A 15,624-nucleotide genomic window follows, 5' to 3' on the forward strand; every position below is an offset into this window, starting at 1 on the left:
ACTTAAATGAATTTTCCTGCTTTCAGCAGATTATAAAAACACATTTCATCTAAATGATAAAGCTTCTTTCCTATATGTTGTATGGTGTGGTAAGGCTAATAAGTTACTTGCCATCTTCAATACTGTATTTCTTTTCAGACATTCTTTTTCTTTTTGTTTACCACATTTTTAGATACCGAAGAAAAGTTGTTACCTCAAATCTTAAAAACTCTTTTCCTGAAAAATCTGAAAAAGAAATCAAGGCAATACGAAAGGAATTTTACTGTCATTTCTGTGATACATTTATTGAGACCATAAAACTTTGGACAATTAGTGAAAAAGAAATTAGAAAACGCTGCAAATTTATAGCCCCGGAAATTCTCAACAAATATAAAACATCAGGTAAAAGCGTTGTTATTGTATTTGGACATTATGGGAATTGGGAGTGGCTGACATCCATTAATTTATGGATAGAAGCGTACTATCTGCCTATCTACAAACCTCTTCACAATAAGGTTTTTGATAAAATGTTTCTACAGATAAGAAAACGATTTGGATCCAGGCCATTAGCTAAAAATGATACTTTGAGAACCATGATTTCATATCGAAATCAAAACAAATTTACAACTACTATTTTTATTGGTGATCAGACACCAAACAAAAGAAACCTTAACTACTGGACGAAATTTCTCAATCAGGATACTCCTGTTTTGCTGGGAACTGAACGTATCGCAAAAAAACTTGACCAGCCAGTAATTTTTGTTCATATGAAGAAAGTAAAAAGGGGATATTACGAAGCACACTTTATTCCTCTTTTTGATAATCCCAAAGATACGGCTGAGTTTGAAATCACGGAAAAACATACGCGCGTGTTAGAAGATATAATCAAAGAGGAGCCGGCATACTGGTTATGGTCTCATAAACGATGGAAACACACAAAACAAGACTCACAATAAGTAATTATATTGTAATACATCAGTTTAAAAAAAAATGAATAGAATTGGAATCGTAATACTAAACTGGAACGGGAAAAAATTATTAGAAACATTCCTTCCATCTGTTGTTGCTCACTCAAAACGTGAATGGGCCGATGTTATTATTGCAGACAATGCATCCAGTGATGATTCCATTGCATTTTTAAAAAAAGAATACCCTGACATTCAGGTCATTCAACTGGATAAGAATTACGGATTTGCTGATGGTTACAACAAAGCATTGGAGCAACTCTCACACAGCTATTTCGTTCTTTTAAATTCGGATGTTGAAGTTACAGAAAATTGGCTTGACCCGATTTACAATCATCTGGAAAAAGATCCAAGCATTGCGGCTGCACAACCCAAAATTAAAGCTTATCACAATAAAACGGAATTTGAATACGCTGGCGCGTCAGGTGGTTTTATTGACTATTTAGGCTATCCTTTTTGCCGTGGAAGAATACTGGATCAAATCGAAAGTGATCGCAATCAATACAACTCAGAACTTGATATTTTCTGGGCTAGTGGCGCCTCTCTCTTCATTCGTGCCGATGTTTATAAAAAATCAGGAGGATTGGATGGTGACTTTTTTGCTCACATGGAAGAAATTGATTTGTGCTGGAGAATAAAAAATCAAGGATACCGAATCATTTCAGAACCTAAATCGACAGTTTATCATGTTGGAGGAGCGACCTTGCCAAACCATAGCTCAAAGAAACTCTATTTAAATTTCCGCAACAACCTATTCATGCTGCACAAAAATCTGCCTGAAAATAAATTCTGTTCCATTCTCCTGAAAAGAATGGTATTGGATGGTATCGCAGCGATGAAGTTTCTTTTGAGTGGCGAATTTTCAAATTTTGGCGCTGTATTTAAAGCTCATCTTTCCTACTATTCCATGTTCTCAAAAATGAGAGAAAAACGCACAAAGATGATTCCTTTTGTCACTAAAACAGATCACAAGGAAATGTATAAAAACAGCATTATTTTCGATTTCTACCTAAGAAAGAAAAAACATTTCTCCGACATCACCTTCTAAAAATTAAGAATTACTAATTAGTTCACGGCAGAGAATTTAAGGCCAATAATTGATACAAGAAGAAGAAGTAAAAAGAATATTCTTGAGAAATGAATTGGCTCGCTAAATAAAACAACGCCCAAAATTGCTGTTGTAAATGCTCCTATTCCTGTCCAAACAGCATAAGCAGTTCCAACAGGCAATGTTTTTATTGCCAATGCAAGAAAATACAAACTTACCGCCATTGCAACAATCGTAATAACACTAGGCCAAAGTTTAGTAAACCCTTCGGCATATTTGAGCCCAATGGCCCAAACAGCTTCAAACAATCCTGCAATAATCAAATATACCCAAGCAATAGCCATACTTACAATTTTTCAATTACCTGTTCCAAACGAATTCCTCTTGATCCTTTAATCAGAATATACTGGTTCAGCAGCTCTGTCTTATCAAGTTCCTTTATTAATTCGGAAGTATTTTTAAAGGTTTTGAACTGCTCATTAGAATTCACTTCTGTAAAAATATCTCCAACCAAAAATACCGATTTCAATTGTCTATCCTGAATCAACTGCAATAAATCCAAATGTTCTTTGCGGGCATCAGAACCCAGTTCCAGCATATCACCCAGAATAATGACTTTATTTTTCCTCGACATACCTGCAAAATTTTCTATTGCAGCCTTCATACTGGTTGGATTCGCATTGTATGCATCCAGGAACAAAATGTTTTTCTCCGTTTTCTTCAATTGGGATCTATTGTTGCTGGGCACGTACTTTTCGAGCGCTTCCTTTATCTCAATCTCATCAATTTTAAAATATCGTCCTATAGTTACAGCAGCTAAAGCATTTTCAAAATTATAGGCGCCGATCAGTTTTGTTTTAATATACAATTTACCAATTGCTGATCTTATTTCTAAAACCAGATATGGTTCAGCCTGCAGAAATTTTGCCTTAGAAAATGCATTCTCCGAATTTCCATAGCTAATAGATTCCTGATCATTCAACATTTCAGTCAGGTAGTCGTTATCAGCATTAATAAACACTTTTCCTCCATTCTTAAAAAGAAAATCGTACAACTCCTTTTTTGTTTTTACAACCCCCTCAAATGAACCAAATCCTTCCAGATGTGCTTTTCCAACATTCGTTATGATTCCATAATCGGGTTCAGCAATTTCGCATAACTGCTTAATCTCTCCCGGATGATTAGCTCCCATTTCAACGATCCCAAATTCAGTTTCCTCATTCATAGAAAGAAGAGTTAACGGAACACCAATATGATTATTGAGATTCCCAATTGTAGCTGCCGTTTGAAATTTTCGTTTCAAAACCTCATGAACCAATTCCTTCGTAGTCGTTTTTCCATTAGTTCCCGTAATAGCAAGAATCGGAATATTTAACTGTCTTCGGTGTTCTCTGGCTAAATCCTGAAGTGTCGTCAATACATCTTCAACCAAAACAAAACGGTTATCAACAGCATATTCCTTTTCATCAACAATTGCATAATTACAGCCTTTTTCAACCGCAGACATGGCAAATTTATTCCCATTGAAATTATCGCCTTTCAAAGCAAAGAAAATTGAATTGGGAACAATCTTTCTGGTATCTGTTACGACTATTGGATGTTCCTTAAAAAGAAGGTAAATATTTGACAACTGCATTGTATTCTTTTTCAGATTTAGTTAGACAAACGAAATTAGCAATTTCCAACAAAAAACCCCATCCTTTAGAGATGGGGTTTAAAAATATTTAAGATTACTACTTTGTCTTTTTATTTGCAGGATGTCCTACATGAGTCATTGCACATCGGAATCCAATATCGTCACGTGCTTCTTTCTGATTTAAAAAGCGACGTGCACTTGGTGACATCCAGTAAGCACGATCTTTCCATGAACCACCTTTGTATACCCGGGAATCATCAGTTATCATAGAACTAAAATCGCTTCCGTTCTGACCTCTGCCCTGAACATACATACGACTAGAACCTGCAGCCTGATGTTCTGGATTATTCCAGGTATAATCTGAAACGATACTTGATTCAACATCACCATCCCGATAATTTCTATTATCTGCAGTTTTGTAATTCTCACGCCCCACTAACTCCTCATCTTTCTGATTTCTGTAACGAATTCTTCCTAAACTATCTTTTTCTGCAATATTTCCTTCTTCATCTCTAACTGCAGTTTTAAAAACATTTCCTCTGTAAGGATTAAATTCCGAAATATCTTCAGGAGACATAGGACGATAAACATCAGCAACCCATTCGCTAACATTACCAGCCATACAGTACAATCCAAAATCGTTAGGCCAGAATGAATTTACAGGAACGGTAATATCACCGGCATCATTTAATGCACCGGCTGTTCCCATATAATCCCCACGTCCACGTGCAAAGTTAGCCATCATCTGACCGCGAACTTTTTTCTGATCATTTCTAACCCAATGCCCGTTCCAAGGGAAAATCTTACGGTCAGTAATTCTTTCATCCTGTGAATTTCCAATTAAAGCAGCCGCAGCATATTCCCACTCTGCTTCGGAAGGAAGACGATATTTAGGAAGCAACATACCGTCACTCCATCGAACCGATCTTTCTTCGTTATCCGGATTTAAATCTGTAAGATTTTTATTAACAGCACCTTCATACTGTCCAGCCAGATAGGCTTCTGTATTAAAATTATTTTCATCGCGTTGAGTAGGATCATTATTCAAAATTCCTTTATCAATAAGAATTCTTTCATTTACACGATCGGTACGCCATTCGCAAAAATCAACTGCTTGTTCCCAGCTTACACCAACTACAGGATATTCTCCATAAGCAGGATGACGAAGGTAATTATTAACGTAAGGCTCATTGTAAGCCAGTTCATCACGCCAAACCAAAGTATCGGGCAATGCTTTTCTATAAACTTCCGGATAAGAAACAAATACTCTCTTAATCCAATGTAAGTACTCTAAATAATCAACATTTCGAACCTCTGTCTCATCAATATAAAAAGAAGGAACTGTAACTCTTCTTGGAACATTGTTCCAATCATACATCACGTCCTGTTGTGTTCTTCCCATAGTAAATGTACCTCCCTGAATAAATTTCAGACCAGGACCAGTTTCTTGCTGAAAACCGCTATGATATTCAAAACCCCCATTCTCAGGTTCGTTGTAAGCCCAACCAGTGGTTTTAGATTTTTCTCCCTTTCCAACAAGATTTTTCACTTTCGAACAAGATGGTAAAATCATCAGTGAAATTGCAAAAACAAAGAGAATAATGCTCGATTTTAATTTCATAATAGATTGAATGTAGTTTATCTCAAAAATACTTAACTCAACAAATATAACTAAAAGAGTAGAGAGTTTATTGTATTTAATTTTACTTTTTTACAAAATTATTTAACATTTCAAGGGTATAATTCAGTTCAAAAAAATCACTAATCGCATGTTGCATGACAGCTTAAACATCCCTACTACCCTAACTATCTGATACAAAACATTTTTTTAAAAACCATCCGGTTCAATCCCCAAGAAAAGTCTTCCTTTTATCTTAATATCTTTTCTCGACTTTGTCTTAAGTTTTGCTTATTTTGCATACCTTCAATTCTCGCAAATCGCCAATTTGTTTAATTTAGATGTAAAATATCTGTAATTGTTTATGCGTTATCTGGTAATATTATTATTCTCCATTATAAGTGTTAGTTCATTTTCACAAATTACAACTCCAATTAATTTGGATTGGACAGAAAGTTTAATTGTCTATCCTACAGGAGAAAAAATTAACACTCTAACTTTTACAGGAGCTTCATTGAATGAGGAAAACTCATGGTTACCAGAATATTCACACCTACAATTAACAAGCTCAACCAACGAATTATTCACAGTCGAGTTATTTGATACGCAATTCAAATTGTTAAGTTCCACTGAAAGGCAGATTTTACGAAATAAAACAATCTCCAATACAATAAAACCATCAATTAACACAGTTGTTATTCGAAAACAAAATTACCAACAAGTTAAATTTACGCCCATACGGAAGAATCCTTTAACAGGCCAACTCGAAAAATTGATTCGGTTCTCACTGAGATTTCAAAAAAAAAGTCAGACTAAATCGCTAAAACAAAGCAAATCTTACGTCGCCAGCTCTGTTCTTCAATCAGGAAAATGGGTGAAAATTGCAATTGACACCACTGCCGTGCATAAAATTACCTATTCCCAATTAATTGATATGGGAATTTCCAATCCGGAAAACATACGAATTTATGGATCCGGGGGAGGAATGCTTCCTAAAATGAACTCTGAAGATAGTTTGGATGATTTGCCTAACAATCCCATTTTCATGGATAAAGGAAGTGATGGTATTTTTAATTCGGGCGATTTTATTCTCTTTTATGCCAAAGGACCAAGATCATGGAAATTCGATGAAACCTCCAATGAATTTGTCCACGAAAATCATTTGTACTCCGATTTCTCACATTATTTTCTTAGTTCTGATATGGGAAGTCCGACGCTCATTCAATCGGCAGCATCCTTAGCTTCCTCTAATATAAATGTTACCGGATTTGATGACTACGCTGTATTCGATCAGGACAACATCAATCTTTTGGAGAGTGGCAGACTTTGGCTTGGGAATACTTTTGATGTTACAACAAATTACTCTTTCAATTTTTCATTCCCAAACCTAAAAACAGGAGAACCTATTTTAATTAGTACAAATTTAGTGGCAAGATCATCGTCCGCAACAAAATTCAATCTGCTTTCTGGAACGAATTCAATTGGAGATATTGAAATGCCATCGGTAAACACAGGAAGCTATACAGCTAACTACGCATCGGTTTCAGAGAAGAAATTCATTAATTTCATTCCTTCATCTGCTGATTTTAAATTGAGTATTGACTATGATAAAAGTTCCCCATCCTCAAAAGGATGGTTAAACTTTCTTCGGGTAAATGCCAGACGAAATATGGTTTTCACTAACAATCAAATGGCATTTAGAGATACCAAAACCATTGGTGTTGGCAACAAGGCACAATTTACGCTTCAAAATACAAATGACAAAACTCAAATTTGGGATGTCACCTCTCCCCAATCTGTAAAATTCATATCTGCTAATTACAGTAACAATACAACATCTTTTACTGCAGATGCAAATTCTTTAAAAGAATATGTTGCCTGTGATCCAAATGGAAATTTCCCTACACCAATTATTATTGGATCGGTTAAAAATCAAAATTTGCATGCTTTAGCTCAAACAGATATGATTATCATTAGTCCTTCCAAGTTTTTGTCTTACGCCAGTCAAATTGCAGATTTTCACAGAACCAAGGACAATTTAAAAGTGACTATTGTTGATCCGGAGGAGATCTACAATGAGTTTTCATCCGGTTCTCCTGACGCGAGCGCCATTCGTAATTTTGTAAAAATGTTTTACGATCGATCGACAAGTGAAGAGAATCTACCCAAATATCTTTTACTTTTTGGCGATGGCTCATTTGATAATAAATCTGACCGCGAAAACAACACAAACCAAATTCCAACTTATCAATCGGAAAATTCTTTAAGTCCGACTCAATCTTTTGTTACTGATGATTTTTTCGGACTACTTGATGATGATGAAGGAGAGGCAATTGGCATGGTAGATATTGGCATTGGACGTTTGCCTGTGAATACGGCCGAAGAAGCACAAATTGTCACCAATAAAATTTTAAACTACAACAATTCAGAGTGGGGAGATTGGAGAAGCAAGATCTGTTTTATTGGAGACGATGAAGACAATAATACTCACATGAGGGATGCCAATAAGCTGGCTGTGCAGGTAGAAACAGACTATCCTCAATTTAAAATACAAAGAATTTTCCTTGATGATTATGAACAGATAACAAGCTCTGCCGGGCAGGAATATCCTGATGTCAATTTAGCAATCAGTGAAAGTATAAACAAAGGAAGCCTGCTTATGAACTACACCGGGCATGGAAATGAGAACGGACTGGCACATGAACACATTCTAATGCTCAACGATATTTTAAGTTGGAAAAATCCGACAAAACTTCCTTTGTTCATGACTGCTACCTGTGAATTCAGCCGTTTCGATAATTACAAAAAACTCTCTTCAGGCGAGATGATTCTTCTTCGTGACAACGGTGGTGGCATCGGTCTGTTCACAACCACCCGATTGGTTTTTTCATCTCCGAATTTCAGCTTAAACCAAAATTTTTATCATCATGTTTTTGATAAAGATTCGGATGGAAACTATCTTCGTTTGGGTGATATCATGAGAAAAACGAAAAATGAAACAGGATCTGGCATTAATAAAAGAAACTTTACTCTTTTAGGAGATCCGGCTCTTAGACTGAATTATCCTACTCATTCGGCCAAAACACTTCTAATTAATAATGTAGATATCAGTCAACCAACAGATACTTTAAAAGCATTGAGTAAGGTTCATATTTCCGGTGATATAATTGCAAACAGCGGTGCGATTTTGAATAATTTTTCAGGAACTGTTTATCCAACAATATACGATAAAGCAACAACTAAATCGACACGTGGAAATGATGGTGAACCATTTGAATACACGGTTCAAAACAGTGTCCTTTTTAAAGGAAAAGCCAGTGTTACCAATGGAAACTTTAATTTTAATTTTTTCGTTCCTAAAGATATTAATTATCAATATGGAAATGGGAAAATCTCCTACTACGCAAACAGTATGAATGCTGATGCGGCCGGATACACCAATAGTATTGTGGTTGGAGGTACAAATCCAAATGCGGATAAAGATAAAATTGGTCCTGAAATTGAACTTTATATGGACGATGAGCAATTCACTCCGGGCGGTATGACAGGCACATCTCCTCTTCTGTTAGCAATCGTTCAGGATTCCAGCGGGATAAATACCGTTGGTAATTCCATTGGACATGATATTATCGCTGTGTTGGATCAAAAAACAGATCAGCCTTATGAGCTTACTGATTTCTACGAATCGGATCTGGATAATTACCAAAAAGGAAAGATCAGCTACCGACTTTCCGATCTGGAAACAGGTGAACATGAAATTCAAGTTAAAGTTTGGGATAACGTAAATAATTCATCCGAAAATATACTTGAATTTCTTGTTGCAGATAATGCTGACCTTATTCTAAAACACGTACTAAATTATCCAAACCCTTTTACAACTAATACAGGTTTTTATTTTGAGCACAATCAAGCCTCCAGAGAACTGGATGTTTTAATTCAGATACTCACCATATCAGGAAAATTAATTAAGACTATTGAAACAACAGTAAATTCAACCGGAAATCGTGTTGGTCCTATTCAATGGGACGGGAAAGACGATTTTGGCAATTCCATTGGTCGCGGAGTTTACTTCTATCGTGTAAAAGTTAGAGCCGATAATGGAAAAGTGGTAAATAAATTTCAAAAATTAGTAATCCTAAAATAATAAAAACCAAATTTAACAGTTTATTGAATATATTTGCAGACTATTATATTAAATCATTATGAACTACAAACTAACTCTAATCACAAGCCTTTTATCCATTTTGCTATTTTCAAACATGGAAACAAGTTGGGCACAGACCTCAACATCGGGAGCTAATTACATTTCAACAGCTGTTCCTTTCTTAACCATTACTCCAGATTCCCGTGCTGGTGCGATGGGAGATGTTGGTGTGGCCACATCGCCTGATGCGAATTCGATGCATTGGAATCCTGCTAAATTTGCCATGATTGATGGTAACTACGGGGTTGCAGCATCGTACACACCTTGGTTAAGAGACCTGGTTGATGATATGAGTCTTGCCTACTTAACCGGATATTATCGTTTGGATAAGAATCAAGTTCTTGCCTCTTCGCTTCGATATTTTACCTTGGGTGAAATCATCTTTTTAGAAAGTGAGAATGCAACAGCTGTTTCAAGAAACCCAAATGAGTGGGCTTTTGATATTGCCTATTCAAGAAGATTAACCGATAATCTATCCGGAGCCATTGCATTTCGATACATCCGCTCCGATCTTACCCAATCTCAATATGTTGCAGGAGTGGAAACTCAAGCCGGAAATGCTTACTCTGCAGATATTTCTGTTTATTATCAGAAGGAATTTAAAAGAAACCGAAAAGAAATTCTTTGGTCGTGGGGATTGAATATTTCAAATATCGGTTCCAAAATAAGCTACACAACCGACGATGAAAAGGAGTTTATCCCTACAAATCTCAGACTTGGTTCTGCACTTAAATTTGAATTGGATAATTACAATTCGTTAACTGTCGCTGCCGATTTTAACAAATTATTAGTTCCAACTCCTGCTAATGGTTCTCTTCAAGATGGTGAAGATAACGGAACCGTTATAGTTGGCGGACAAGCATCTAATAAATCAGTAATGAGTGGTATTTTCGGTTCATTCTCAGATGCTCCCGGCGGAATGAGTGAGGAATTTAAAGAAATTACATGGTCGCTTGGTCTTGAATACTGGTATCAAAAACAATTTGCATTACGCACAGGTTACTATTACGAACACGAAGAAAAAGGAAACAGAAAATATTTCACAGCTGGATTAGGCGTAAAACTAAACATGTTTGATTTGGATTTTTCGTACCTAATTCCTTCAACTCAAAATAATCCGTTAAAGAATACTTTGCGTTTTACACTTACTGCCAATATTGATAAAATTATAAAGTAAGATGAAGATTAGAGTTGGATTTGGTTACGATGTTCATCAATTAGCCGAAGGAGAAGAATTTTGGCTGGGAGGAATAAAATTAACTCATAATAAAGGCTGTGTTGCCCATTCGGATGGAGATGTATTGATTCACGCTATTTGCGATGCTCTGCTTGGAGCGGCCAACATGCGTGATATTGGATATCATTTCCCGGATACCTCTAATGACTTTAAAAACATTGACAGCAAAATACTTTTAAAAAAAACAATTAGGCTAATCGCCGAGAAGGGTTTTTCAATTGGAAATATTGACGCAACAATAGCACTGCAACAACCCAAGATTAAACCGATCATTCCTGAAATGCAAAAAGTACTTTCGGATGTTATGGAAATTGATTTGGAAGATTTAGCAATAAAAGCAACAACAACAGAAAAACTGGGTTTTGTTGGTACCGAAGATGGTATTGCCGCTTACGCCACAGTTTTAATTCAAAAATAAGCACACTCAGTAGTTTTAATTGGTTAAAAACCTTCCCTGAAGTAATTTCAGGAAGGTTTTTTTTGCATTAAATAAAATCTATATAATCAACTACTCCTCTTTGATAATTTATTCATTTTACTATATTTGTTGTATATAGATATATAAATACTTAAACTACTCCACAATGAGAAAGACAGTTGTAATTGGTGCCAGCTTAAACGAGGAAAGATATTCAAATCAATGCGTGCGTTTGCTGCGTGAGCATAATATCGAAACCATTGCTGTTGGAAACAAAGAAGGTAAAATTGCCGATGTTGAAATTAATGTAGGGCATCCATACGAAAGAAAAGTTGAAACGGTTGCTGTTTACCTTTCTCCAAAAAATCAAGAAACCTATTACGATTATATAATAGGTTTGAAACCTGAACGGATTTTATTCCCTCCTGGAACAGAAAATCCGAAATTCTATCGCAAAGCAAATGCTCTGGGAATAGAAACAGAAGAAGCCTGTCCTTTGGTAATGCTTCGCACAGGAGTTTATTAGATGAATAAATGCAGAGAGGCGCTATTCTTTAGCGTCTCTAGTTAAAAAGAAGCTCATAGGTACGTCTTATCTCCTCTTCAACTTGCGATACTCCTATTGATCGACTTTTACGCAAAACTTCTTTTCCATCCAAATAAACCAATAAACTGGGATTGGTATATAAGCCTAATTGTGCAGCAATTTCCGGTTGTAGCGAATTATCAACATGAAAAGCTTTCAAGTTTGGAAACTGCTCCTTCATCATGTACCTAAGTTTAGGTGATAACACCTCGCATACTCCGCAGGAAGGTGCCGAAAAGTAAATATAAAATGATTCCCTTTTCTCTTTAAGTGTTTCCAATTCGGACAATGATAAGTTCATAAAGCAAATTCTGTTTTAAGATAGATTGCAAAAATAATAAAAACACAGGGGAGATTTCTTAAAATACAGACAATTAGTACAACTGTAACGAAAATATTCACATTAAAAAAAGCTGTTTCAAAAAAAATGAAACAGCTTTTTATATGATATAAGAATAGTACTATTCTTTTTTACGAGTTCTTCTTTTTGGCTTTTCAGCTTGTTCAGCTTTTTCTGCTTCCTCCAGACTATTGTCATAATCAACAATAAAACGATCTACCAAAATACGCCCGCAATATTCACAAACGATAATCTTTTTACGAGAACGAATATCCATCTGACGTTGAGGTGGAATCTTATTAAAACAACCACCACAAGCATCACGCTCAACTGTTACAACTGCAAGACCATTTCTTGCATTTGAACGAATTCTTGTATACGCTGTTAACAATCTTGGTTCTATTTTTTTTCTATACGAAGCAGACGCAGCAACCAATTTTTCTTCTTCAATTTGAGTTTCTGATACAATTGCATCAAGCTCACCCTTTTTGCCTTCCAAATCAGCTTTTCTCTCAGCAAAAACTTTATCTGAGTTTTCAATTACCGCTTTTTTGTTGGCAATTTCCGAAGTAAATTCTTTAATTCTCTTTTCGCACAATTCAATTTCTAAATTTTGAAATTCAATTTCTTTTGAAATAGAATCAAATTCACGGTTGTTACGAACATTCATTTGTTGAGCTTCATACTTCTTAATAAGTAATCCCGCTTCTTTAATTTCTTGTTTTTTCTTCGCAACAGTTTCAACTAAATCTTTTACCTCATTGTTTAGGTTGGCAATCCTAGTATCAAGACCTGCGATTTCATCTTCCAAATCCTGAACTTCTAATGGAAGCTCTCCCCTTAGCGTTCTAATTTGGTCTACTTCAGAATCAACACACTGCATTTCGTACATTGTGCGCAATTTATCTTCTACTGAAATATCCTTAAAATCTGAAGCCTTTGGATCTTGTGTAGTCATATGTTTTACAAATAATTTATTGGATTCGAATTTATCTCTGAAATATAAACCGCAAAGTTAGGGAATTTTTTTGTAACAATCTCATAAAAAATATCTCTTGTAAATTGTTCACTTTCGTAATGCCCGATATCGGCAATTATTATTCTACCTTCAGCATCAAAAAACTCGTGATATTTAAAATCTCCCGACACAAAAACATCAGCTTTCCGACTGATAGCCTTACGTAACAAGGAGCTTCCACTCCCACCACATACTGCAACGGTTTTTATTTTTTTCTTACTTATCTGGGTGTGTTTTACACATGCCGATCCGAATATTTCCTTTACCCTGCTTAAGAAGAAAAGTGGATCTTCGGGTGCTGTAAGTTCGCCAATCATACCCATTCCTACCTGTTTGTTGTCGTTTTCGAGCAAATAAATATCAAAAGCAACTTCCTCGTAAGGATGATTTTTTAGAAGTGCCGAACATATTTTCCCCTTTAAATGCTTTGGGAAAATAGTTTCGATGCGAACTTCAGCCTCTAAATGTAATTCTCCTTTTTCACCAACAAACGGATCGGTATTCTCTCCGCCTCTAAAGCTTCCGGTACCTTCAACAGCATAACTGCAGGAATCATAACCTCCGATGCTTCCTGCACCGGCCTCAAATAAAGAATCTCTAACTTTTTGAACAAACTTATTGGGTACAAATGTTACCAGTTTATAAAGATCGTCGCTTACCGGAGATAGAATTCTCCTGTTTTGAAGTCCGATTAAATCGCAAATACGATCGCTCACCCCGCCTTTTACTGAATCTAAATTGGTATGGGCAGCATAAATTGAAATATTATTTTGAATGGCAAGAATTACTGTTCTCTCGACATAATTACTCCCATTAAAACGCTTTAACCCTTTAAAAACGATAGGATGATGAGCAATAATTAAATTTACCCCTTTCTTAATGGCTTCCTCAACTACACTCTCTATAACATCCAAACAAATAAGAACACCGGTAACATCTGAATCATAACTACCAACCAGTAAACCTGAATTGTCGTACGATTCCTGATAGGTCAAAGGAGCCATCTCTTCGATAGATGAAACAATATCTCTTACTTTCAATTTCAATAAAATTTACGAATTACAATTCTTCTTTAATCTCAAGAAGCAGACCTTTAATTTCCTGTAAACGAGTAACAACAGCAAAATTATTCTCGGTATCTTCTTTATTTTCTTTCAACTTGAGCTGGGCTCCTTTAAGAGTCATCCCTTTTTCTTTCACTAAATGAAATATCAAATGAAAATTTTCAATATCCGCTTGTGTAAAAAACCGATTTCCCTTCTTATTCTTTTTAGGTTTTATAATATCAAATTCCTTTTCCCAAAATCGAATCAAAGAAGTATTTACCTGAAACATCTCAGCTACTTCTCCAATGGCATAATATAATTTTTCGATTTTTTTTTCTTTGTAAGGCACCGATGTTACGATTTAAGTTTCACAAGCCAAATAAATTGTATAGAAATGAACCGATTAGGACAATTTATTATCTAAAGTAACAAATAAAATGGCACGAAATAATATTTTCCGTGCCACTTTTTTATGCTTTCCTATTTTCTTTCGATAGAACTAATCCATTGTTTGACCAGTGTTAGCAGCGTAAGCAACCATACTGTCATACTCGTCGGCTGTTAAATCGTTAAAAAAATAGTTGATCGGATCGATCGTTTTGTTATTCTTCCTAACTTCATAGTGGATATGAGGTCCCGTTGATGAACCAGTATTTCCAAGGAAGGCAATAACTTCTCCCCGTCTTACTTTCTGTCCGGCTTTCACGTTGTAGCCATTGAGGTGGGCATATACGGTTTTATATCCAAAACCGTGGTCAATTACAATTTTTTTGCCGTATCCCCTCTCTGTGTTCTTATAGGTAACCACACCATCACCAGTTGCATATATTGGCGTTCCAACGGTTCCGTTAAAATCCATTCCATCATGGAATTTACGGGTTTTATAAATTGGATGAATCCTCCATCCGTAACCGGATGAAATTCTTCCAAAATCTTTTATTGCAATCGGCATAATAGCAGGAATAGATGCAAGCATTTTAAACTTGTTCTTTACCATTACTTCAACGTCATCGTAAGATTTAGTCTGAACGTACATCGATCTGGCAATACGGTCAATCTTTTTATTGGTTGAAATAACCAATTCAGAATTTTCAAGATTCTCCAAATTACTGTATCGGTTTACTCCTCCATAACCCGCTTTTCGAATATTTGAATGAATCGGTTCCGCCTCAAAAATTACACGATAAATATTATCATCCCGCTGTTCAAGATCCGTTAAAACGTTTTGAAGTTTTGCCAACTCTGAATTAAGACGGGTATATTGTGCAATTAACTGCTGATTTTCACGAATGAGAGATCTCTCTTTTGGGGATCCGAAAAAATAGAACAATACCACAACCATTACAATGGCAAGGACTGAACTTGAAGCCATATGTTTTAGAACGTTAATTATTTTCGTCTTAAAATTGGCCTCTACTTTTTCGTAACTAATAGACTCTGGGTTAAACTGATACTTAGTCTTCGCCATGTAATATTTTTAGATTTTTTTTATAGAAAAAAGCCTAAACTTTTTCCCTCCACAGCTAACA

14 protein-coding genes are annotated in these 15,624 nt (G+C 35.7%); 6 read left to right on the forward strand and 8 right to left on the reverse strand.

Annotated features, from left to right (window positions below; translation table 11 throughout):
• Positions 1 to 53: 53 nt before the first annotated feature.
• Positions 54 to 935: a lysophospholipid acyltransferase family protein gene (locus GQR60_RS02010; RefSeq protein ID WP_124991308.1), complete on the forward strand. Its 882-nt coding sequence runs from the start codon at positions 54 to 56 to the stop codon at positions 933 to 935.
• A 34-nt stretch (positions 936 to 969) separates the two neighbouring features.
• On the forward strand, positions 970 to 1,992 hold the full coding sequence (locus tag GQR60_RS02015; protein ID WP_124991309.1) for a glycosyltransferase family 2 protein: 1,023 nt from the start codon (positions 970 to 972) through the stop codon (positions 1,990 to 1,992).
• 17 nt (positions 1,993 to 2,009) lie between these two features.
• Here GQR60_RS02015 and sugE read toward each other — a convergent pair whose 3' ends face one another.
• From sugE to gldJ, 3 genes are all read right to left on the reverse strand, one after another.
• Positions 2,010 to 2,336, reverse strand: coding sequence for a quaternary ammonium compound efflux SMR transporter SugE (sugE, locus tag GQR60_RS02020; RefSeq protein ID WP_191991578.1), 327 nt, complete (start codon positions 2,334 to 2,336; stop codon positions 2,010 to 2,012).
• Positions 2,337 to 2,338: 2 nt separating this feature from the next.
• Complete coding sequence (locus GQR60_RS02025) at positions 2,339 to 3,628, reverse strand: UDP-N-acetylmuramoyl-tripeptide--D-alanyl-D-alanine ligase (protein ID WP_124991310.1); 1,290 nt, start codon at positions 3,626 to 3,628, stop codon at positions 2,339 to 2,341.
• 97 nt (positions 3,629 to 3,725) lie between these two features.
• A complete protein-coding gene (gene gldJ, locus GQR60_RS02030) occupies positions 3,726 to 5,249 on the reverse strand; it encodes a gliding motility lipoprotein GldJ (protein ID WP_124991311.1) in 1,524 nt (507 codons plus the stop codon).
• A 361-nt stretch (positions 5,250 to 5,610) separates the two neighbouring features.
• Between gldJ and porU the strand changes: the two genes are divergently transcribed.
• The 4 genes from porU (at position 5,611) to GQR60_RS02050 (ending at position 11,631) form a co-directional block, all read left to right on the forward strand.
• Positions 5,611 to 9,390, forward strand: a complete 3,780-nt coding sequence (gene porU, locus GQR60_RS02035; RefSeq protein ID WP_124991312.1) for a type IX secretion system sortase PorU — start codon at positions 5,611 to 5,613, stop codon at positions 9,388 to 9,390.
• 58 nt (positions 9,391 to 9,448) lie between these two features.
• A complete protein-coding gene (porV, locus tag GQR60_RS02040) occupies positions 9,449 to 10,627 on the forward strand; it encodes a type IX secretion system outer membrane channel protein PorV (protein ID WP_124991313.1) in 1,179 nt (392 codons plus the stop codon).
• Position 10,628: 1 nt separating this feature from the next.
• The gene (gene ispF, locus GQR60_RS02045; RefSeq protein ID WP_124991314.1) at positions 10,629 to 11,105 is read left to right on the forward strand and encodes a 2-C-methyl-D-erythritol 2,4-cyclodiphosphate synthase; all 477 of its coding nucleotides are present in this window, start codon (positions 10,629 to 10,631) and stop codon (positions 11,103 to 11,105) included.
• Between the two features lie 166 nt (positions 11,106 to 11,271).
• Positions 11,272 to 11,631, forward strand: a complete 360-nt coding sequence (locus GQR60_RS02050; RefSeq protein WP_124991315.1) for a CoA-binding protein — start codon at positions 11,272 to 11,274, stop codon at positions 11,629 to 11,631.
• A gap of 37 nt (positions 11,632 to 11,668) precedes the next feature.
• Here the strand turns inward: GQR60_RS02050 and GQR60_RS02055 are convergent, their stop codons facing one another.
• From GQR60_RS02055 to GQR60_RS02075, 5 genes are all read right to left on the reverse strand, one after another.
• The gene (locus tag GQR60_RS02055; RefSeq protein WP_124991316.1) at positions 11,669 to 11,992 is read right to left on the reverse strand and encodes a thioredoxin family protein; all 324 of its coding nucleotides are present in this window, start codon (positions 11,990 to 11,992) and stop codon (positions 11,669 to 11,671) included.
• 160 nt (positions 11,993 to 12,152) lie between these two features.
• The gene (locus GQR60_RS02060; RefSeq protein ID WP_124991317.1) at positions 12,153 to 12,989 is read right to left on the reverse strand and encodes a zinc ribbon domain-containing protein; all 837 of its coding nucleotides are present in this window, start codon (positions 12,987 to 12,989) and stop codon (positions 12,153 to 12,155) included.
• A gap of 5 nt (positions 12,990 to 12,994) precedes the next feature.
• The gene (locus GQR60_RS02065) at positions 12,995 to 14,089 is read right to left on the reverse strand and encodes a Nif3-like dinuclear metal center hexameric protein (protein WP_124991318.1); all 1,095 of its coding nucleotides are present in this window, start codon (positions 14,087 to 14,089) and stop codon (positions 12,995 to 12,997) included.
• Between the two features lie 19 nt (positions 14,090 to 14,108).
• Positions 14,109 to 14,444 (reverse strand): MerR family transcriptional regulator, encoded by a 336-nt coding sequence (locus GQR60_RS02070; protein WP_124991319.1) that lies wholly within the window; start codon positions 14,442 to 14,444, stop codon positions 14,109 to 14,111.
• A 150-nt stretch (positions 14,445 to 14,594) separates the two neighbouring features.
• Positions 14,595 to 15,563 (reverse strand): M23 family metallopeptidase, encoded by a 969-nt coding sequence (locus GQR60_RS02075; protein ID WP_124991320.1) that lies wholly within the window; start codon positions 15,561 to 15,563, stop codon positions 14,595 to 14,597.
• Positions 15,564 to 15,624 lie beyond the last annotated feature (61 nt).

It is taken from the genome of Labilibaculum euxinicum, assembly GCF_009795715.1.
Taxonomy (GTDB): Bacteria; Bacteroidota; Bacteroidia; order Bacteroidales; family Marinifilaceae; genus Labilibaculum; species Labilibaculum euxinus.

Bases quoted from the DNA above. Each gene is read 5' to 3' on its own strand.
- sugE (WP_191991578.1), bottom strand. From the start codon at position 2,336: ATGGCTATTGCTTGGGTATATTTGATTATTGCAGGATTGTTTGAAGCT.
- GQR60_RS02060 (WP_124991317.1), bottom strand. From the start codon at position 12,989: ATGACTACACAAGATCCAAAGGCTTCAGATTTTAAGGATATTTCAGTA.
- GQR60_RS02015 (WP_124991309.1), top strand. From the start codon at position 970: ATGAATAGAATTGGAATCGTAATACTAAACTGGAACGGGAAAAAATTA.
- GQR60_RS02050 (WP_124991315.1), top strand. From the start codon at position 11,272: ATGAGAAAGACAGTTGTAATTGGTGCCAGCTTAAACGAGGAAAGATAT.
- porU (WP_124991312.1), top strand. From the start codon at position 5,611: ATGCGTTATCTGGTAATATTATTATTCTCCATTATAAGTGTTAGTTCA.
- gldJ (WP_124991311.1), bottom strand. From the start codon at position 5,249: ATGAAATTAAAATCGAGCATTATTCTCTTTGTTTTTGCAATTTCACTG.
- GQR60_RS02075 (WP_124991320.1), bottom strand. From the start codon at position 15,563: ATGGCGAAGACTAAGTATCAGTTTAACCCAGAGTCTATTAGTTACGAA.
- ispF (WP_124991314.1), top strand. From the start codon at position 10,629: ATGAAGATTAGAGTTGGATTTGGTTACGATGTTCATCAATTAGCCGAA.
- porV (WP_124991313.1), top strand. From the start codon at position 9,449: ATGAACTACAAACTAACTCTAATCACAAGCCTTTTATCCATTTTGCTA.
- GQR60_RS02025 (WP_124991310.1), bottom strand. From the start codon at position 3,628: ATGCAGTTGTCAAATATTTACCTTCTTTTTAAGGAACATCCAATAGTC.
- GQR60_RS02055 (WP_124991316.1), bottom strand. From the start codon at position 11,992: ATGAACTTATCATTGTCCGAATTGGAAACACTTAAAGAGAAAAGGGAA.
- GQR60_RS02010 (WP_124991308.1), top strand. From the start codon at position 54: ATGATAAAGCTTCTTTCCTATATGTTGTATGGTGTGGTAAGGCTAATA.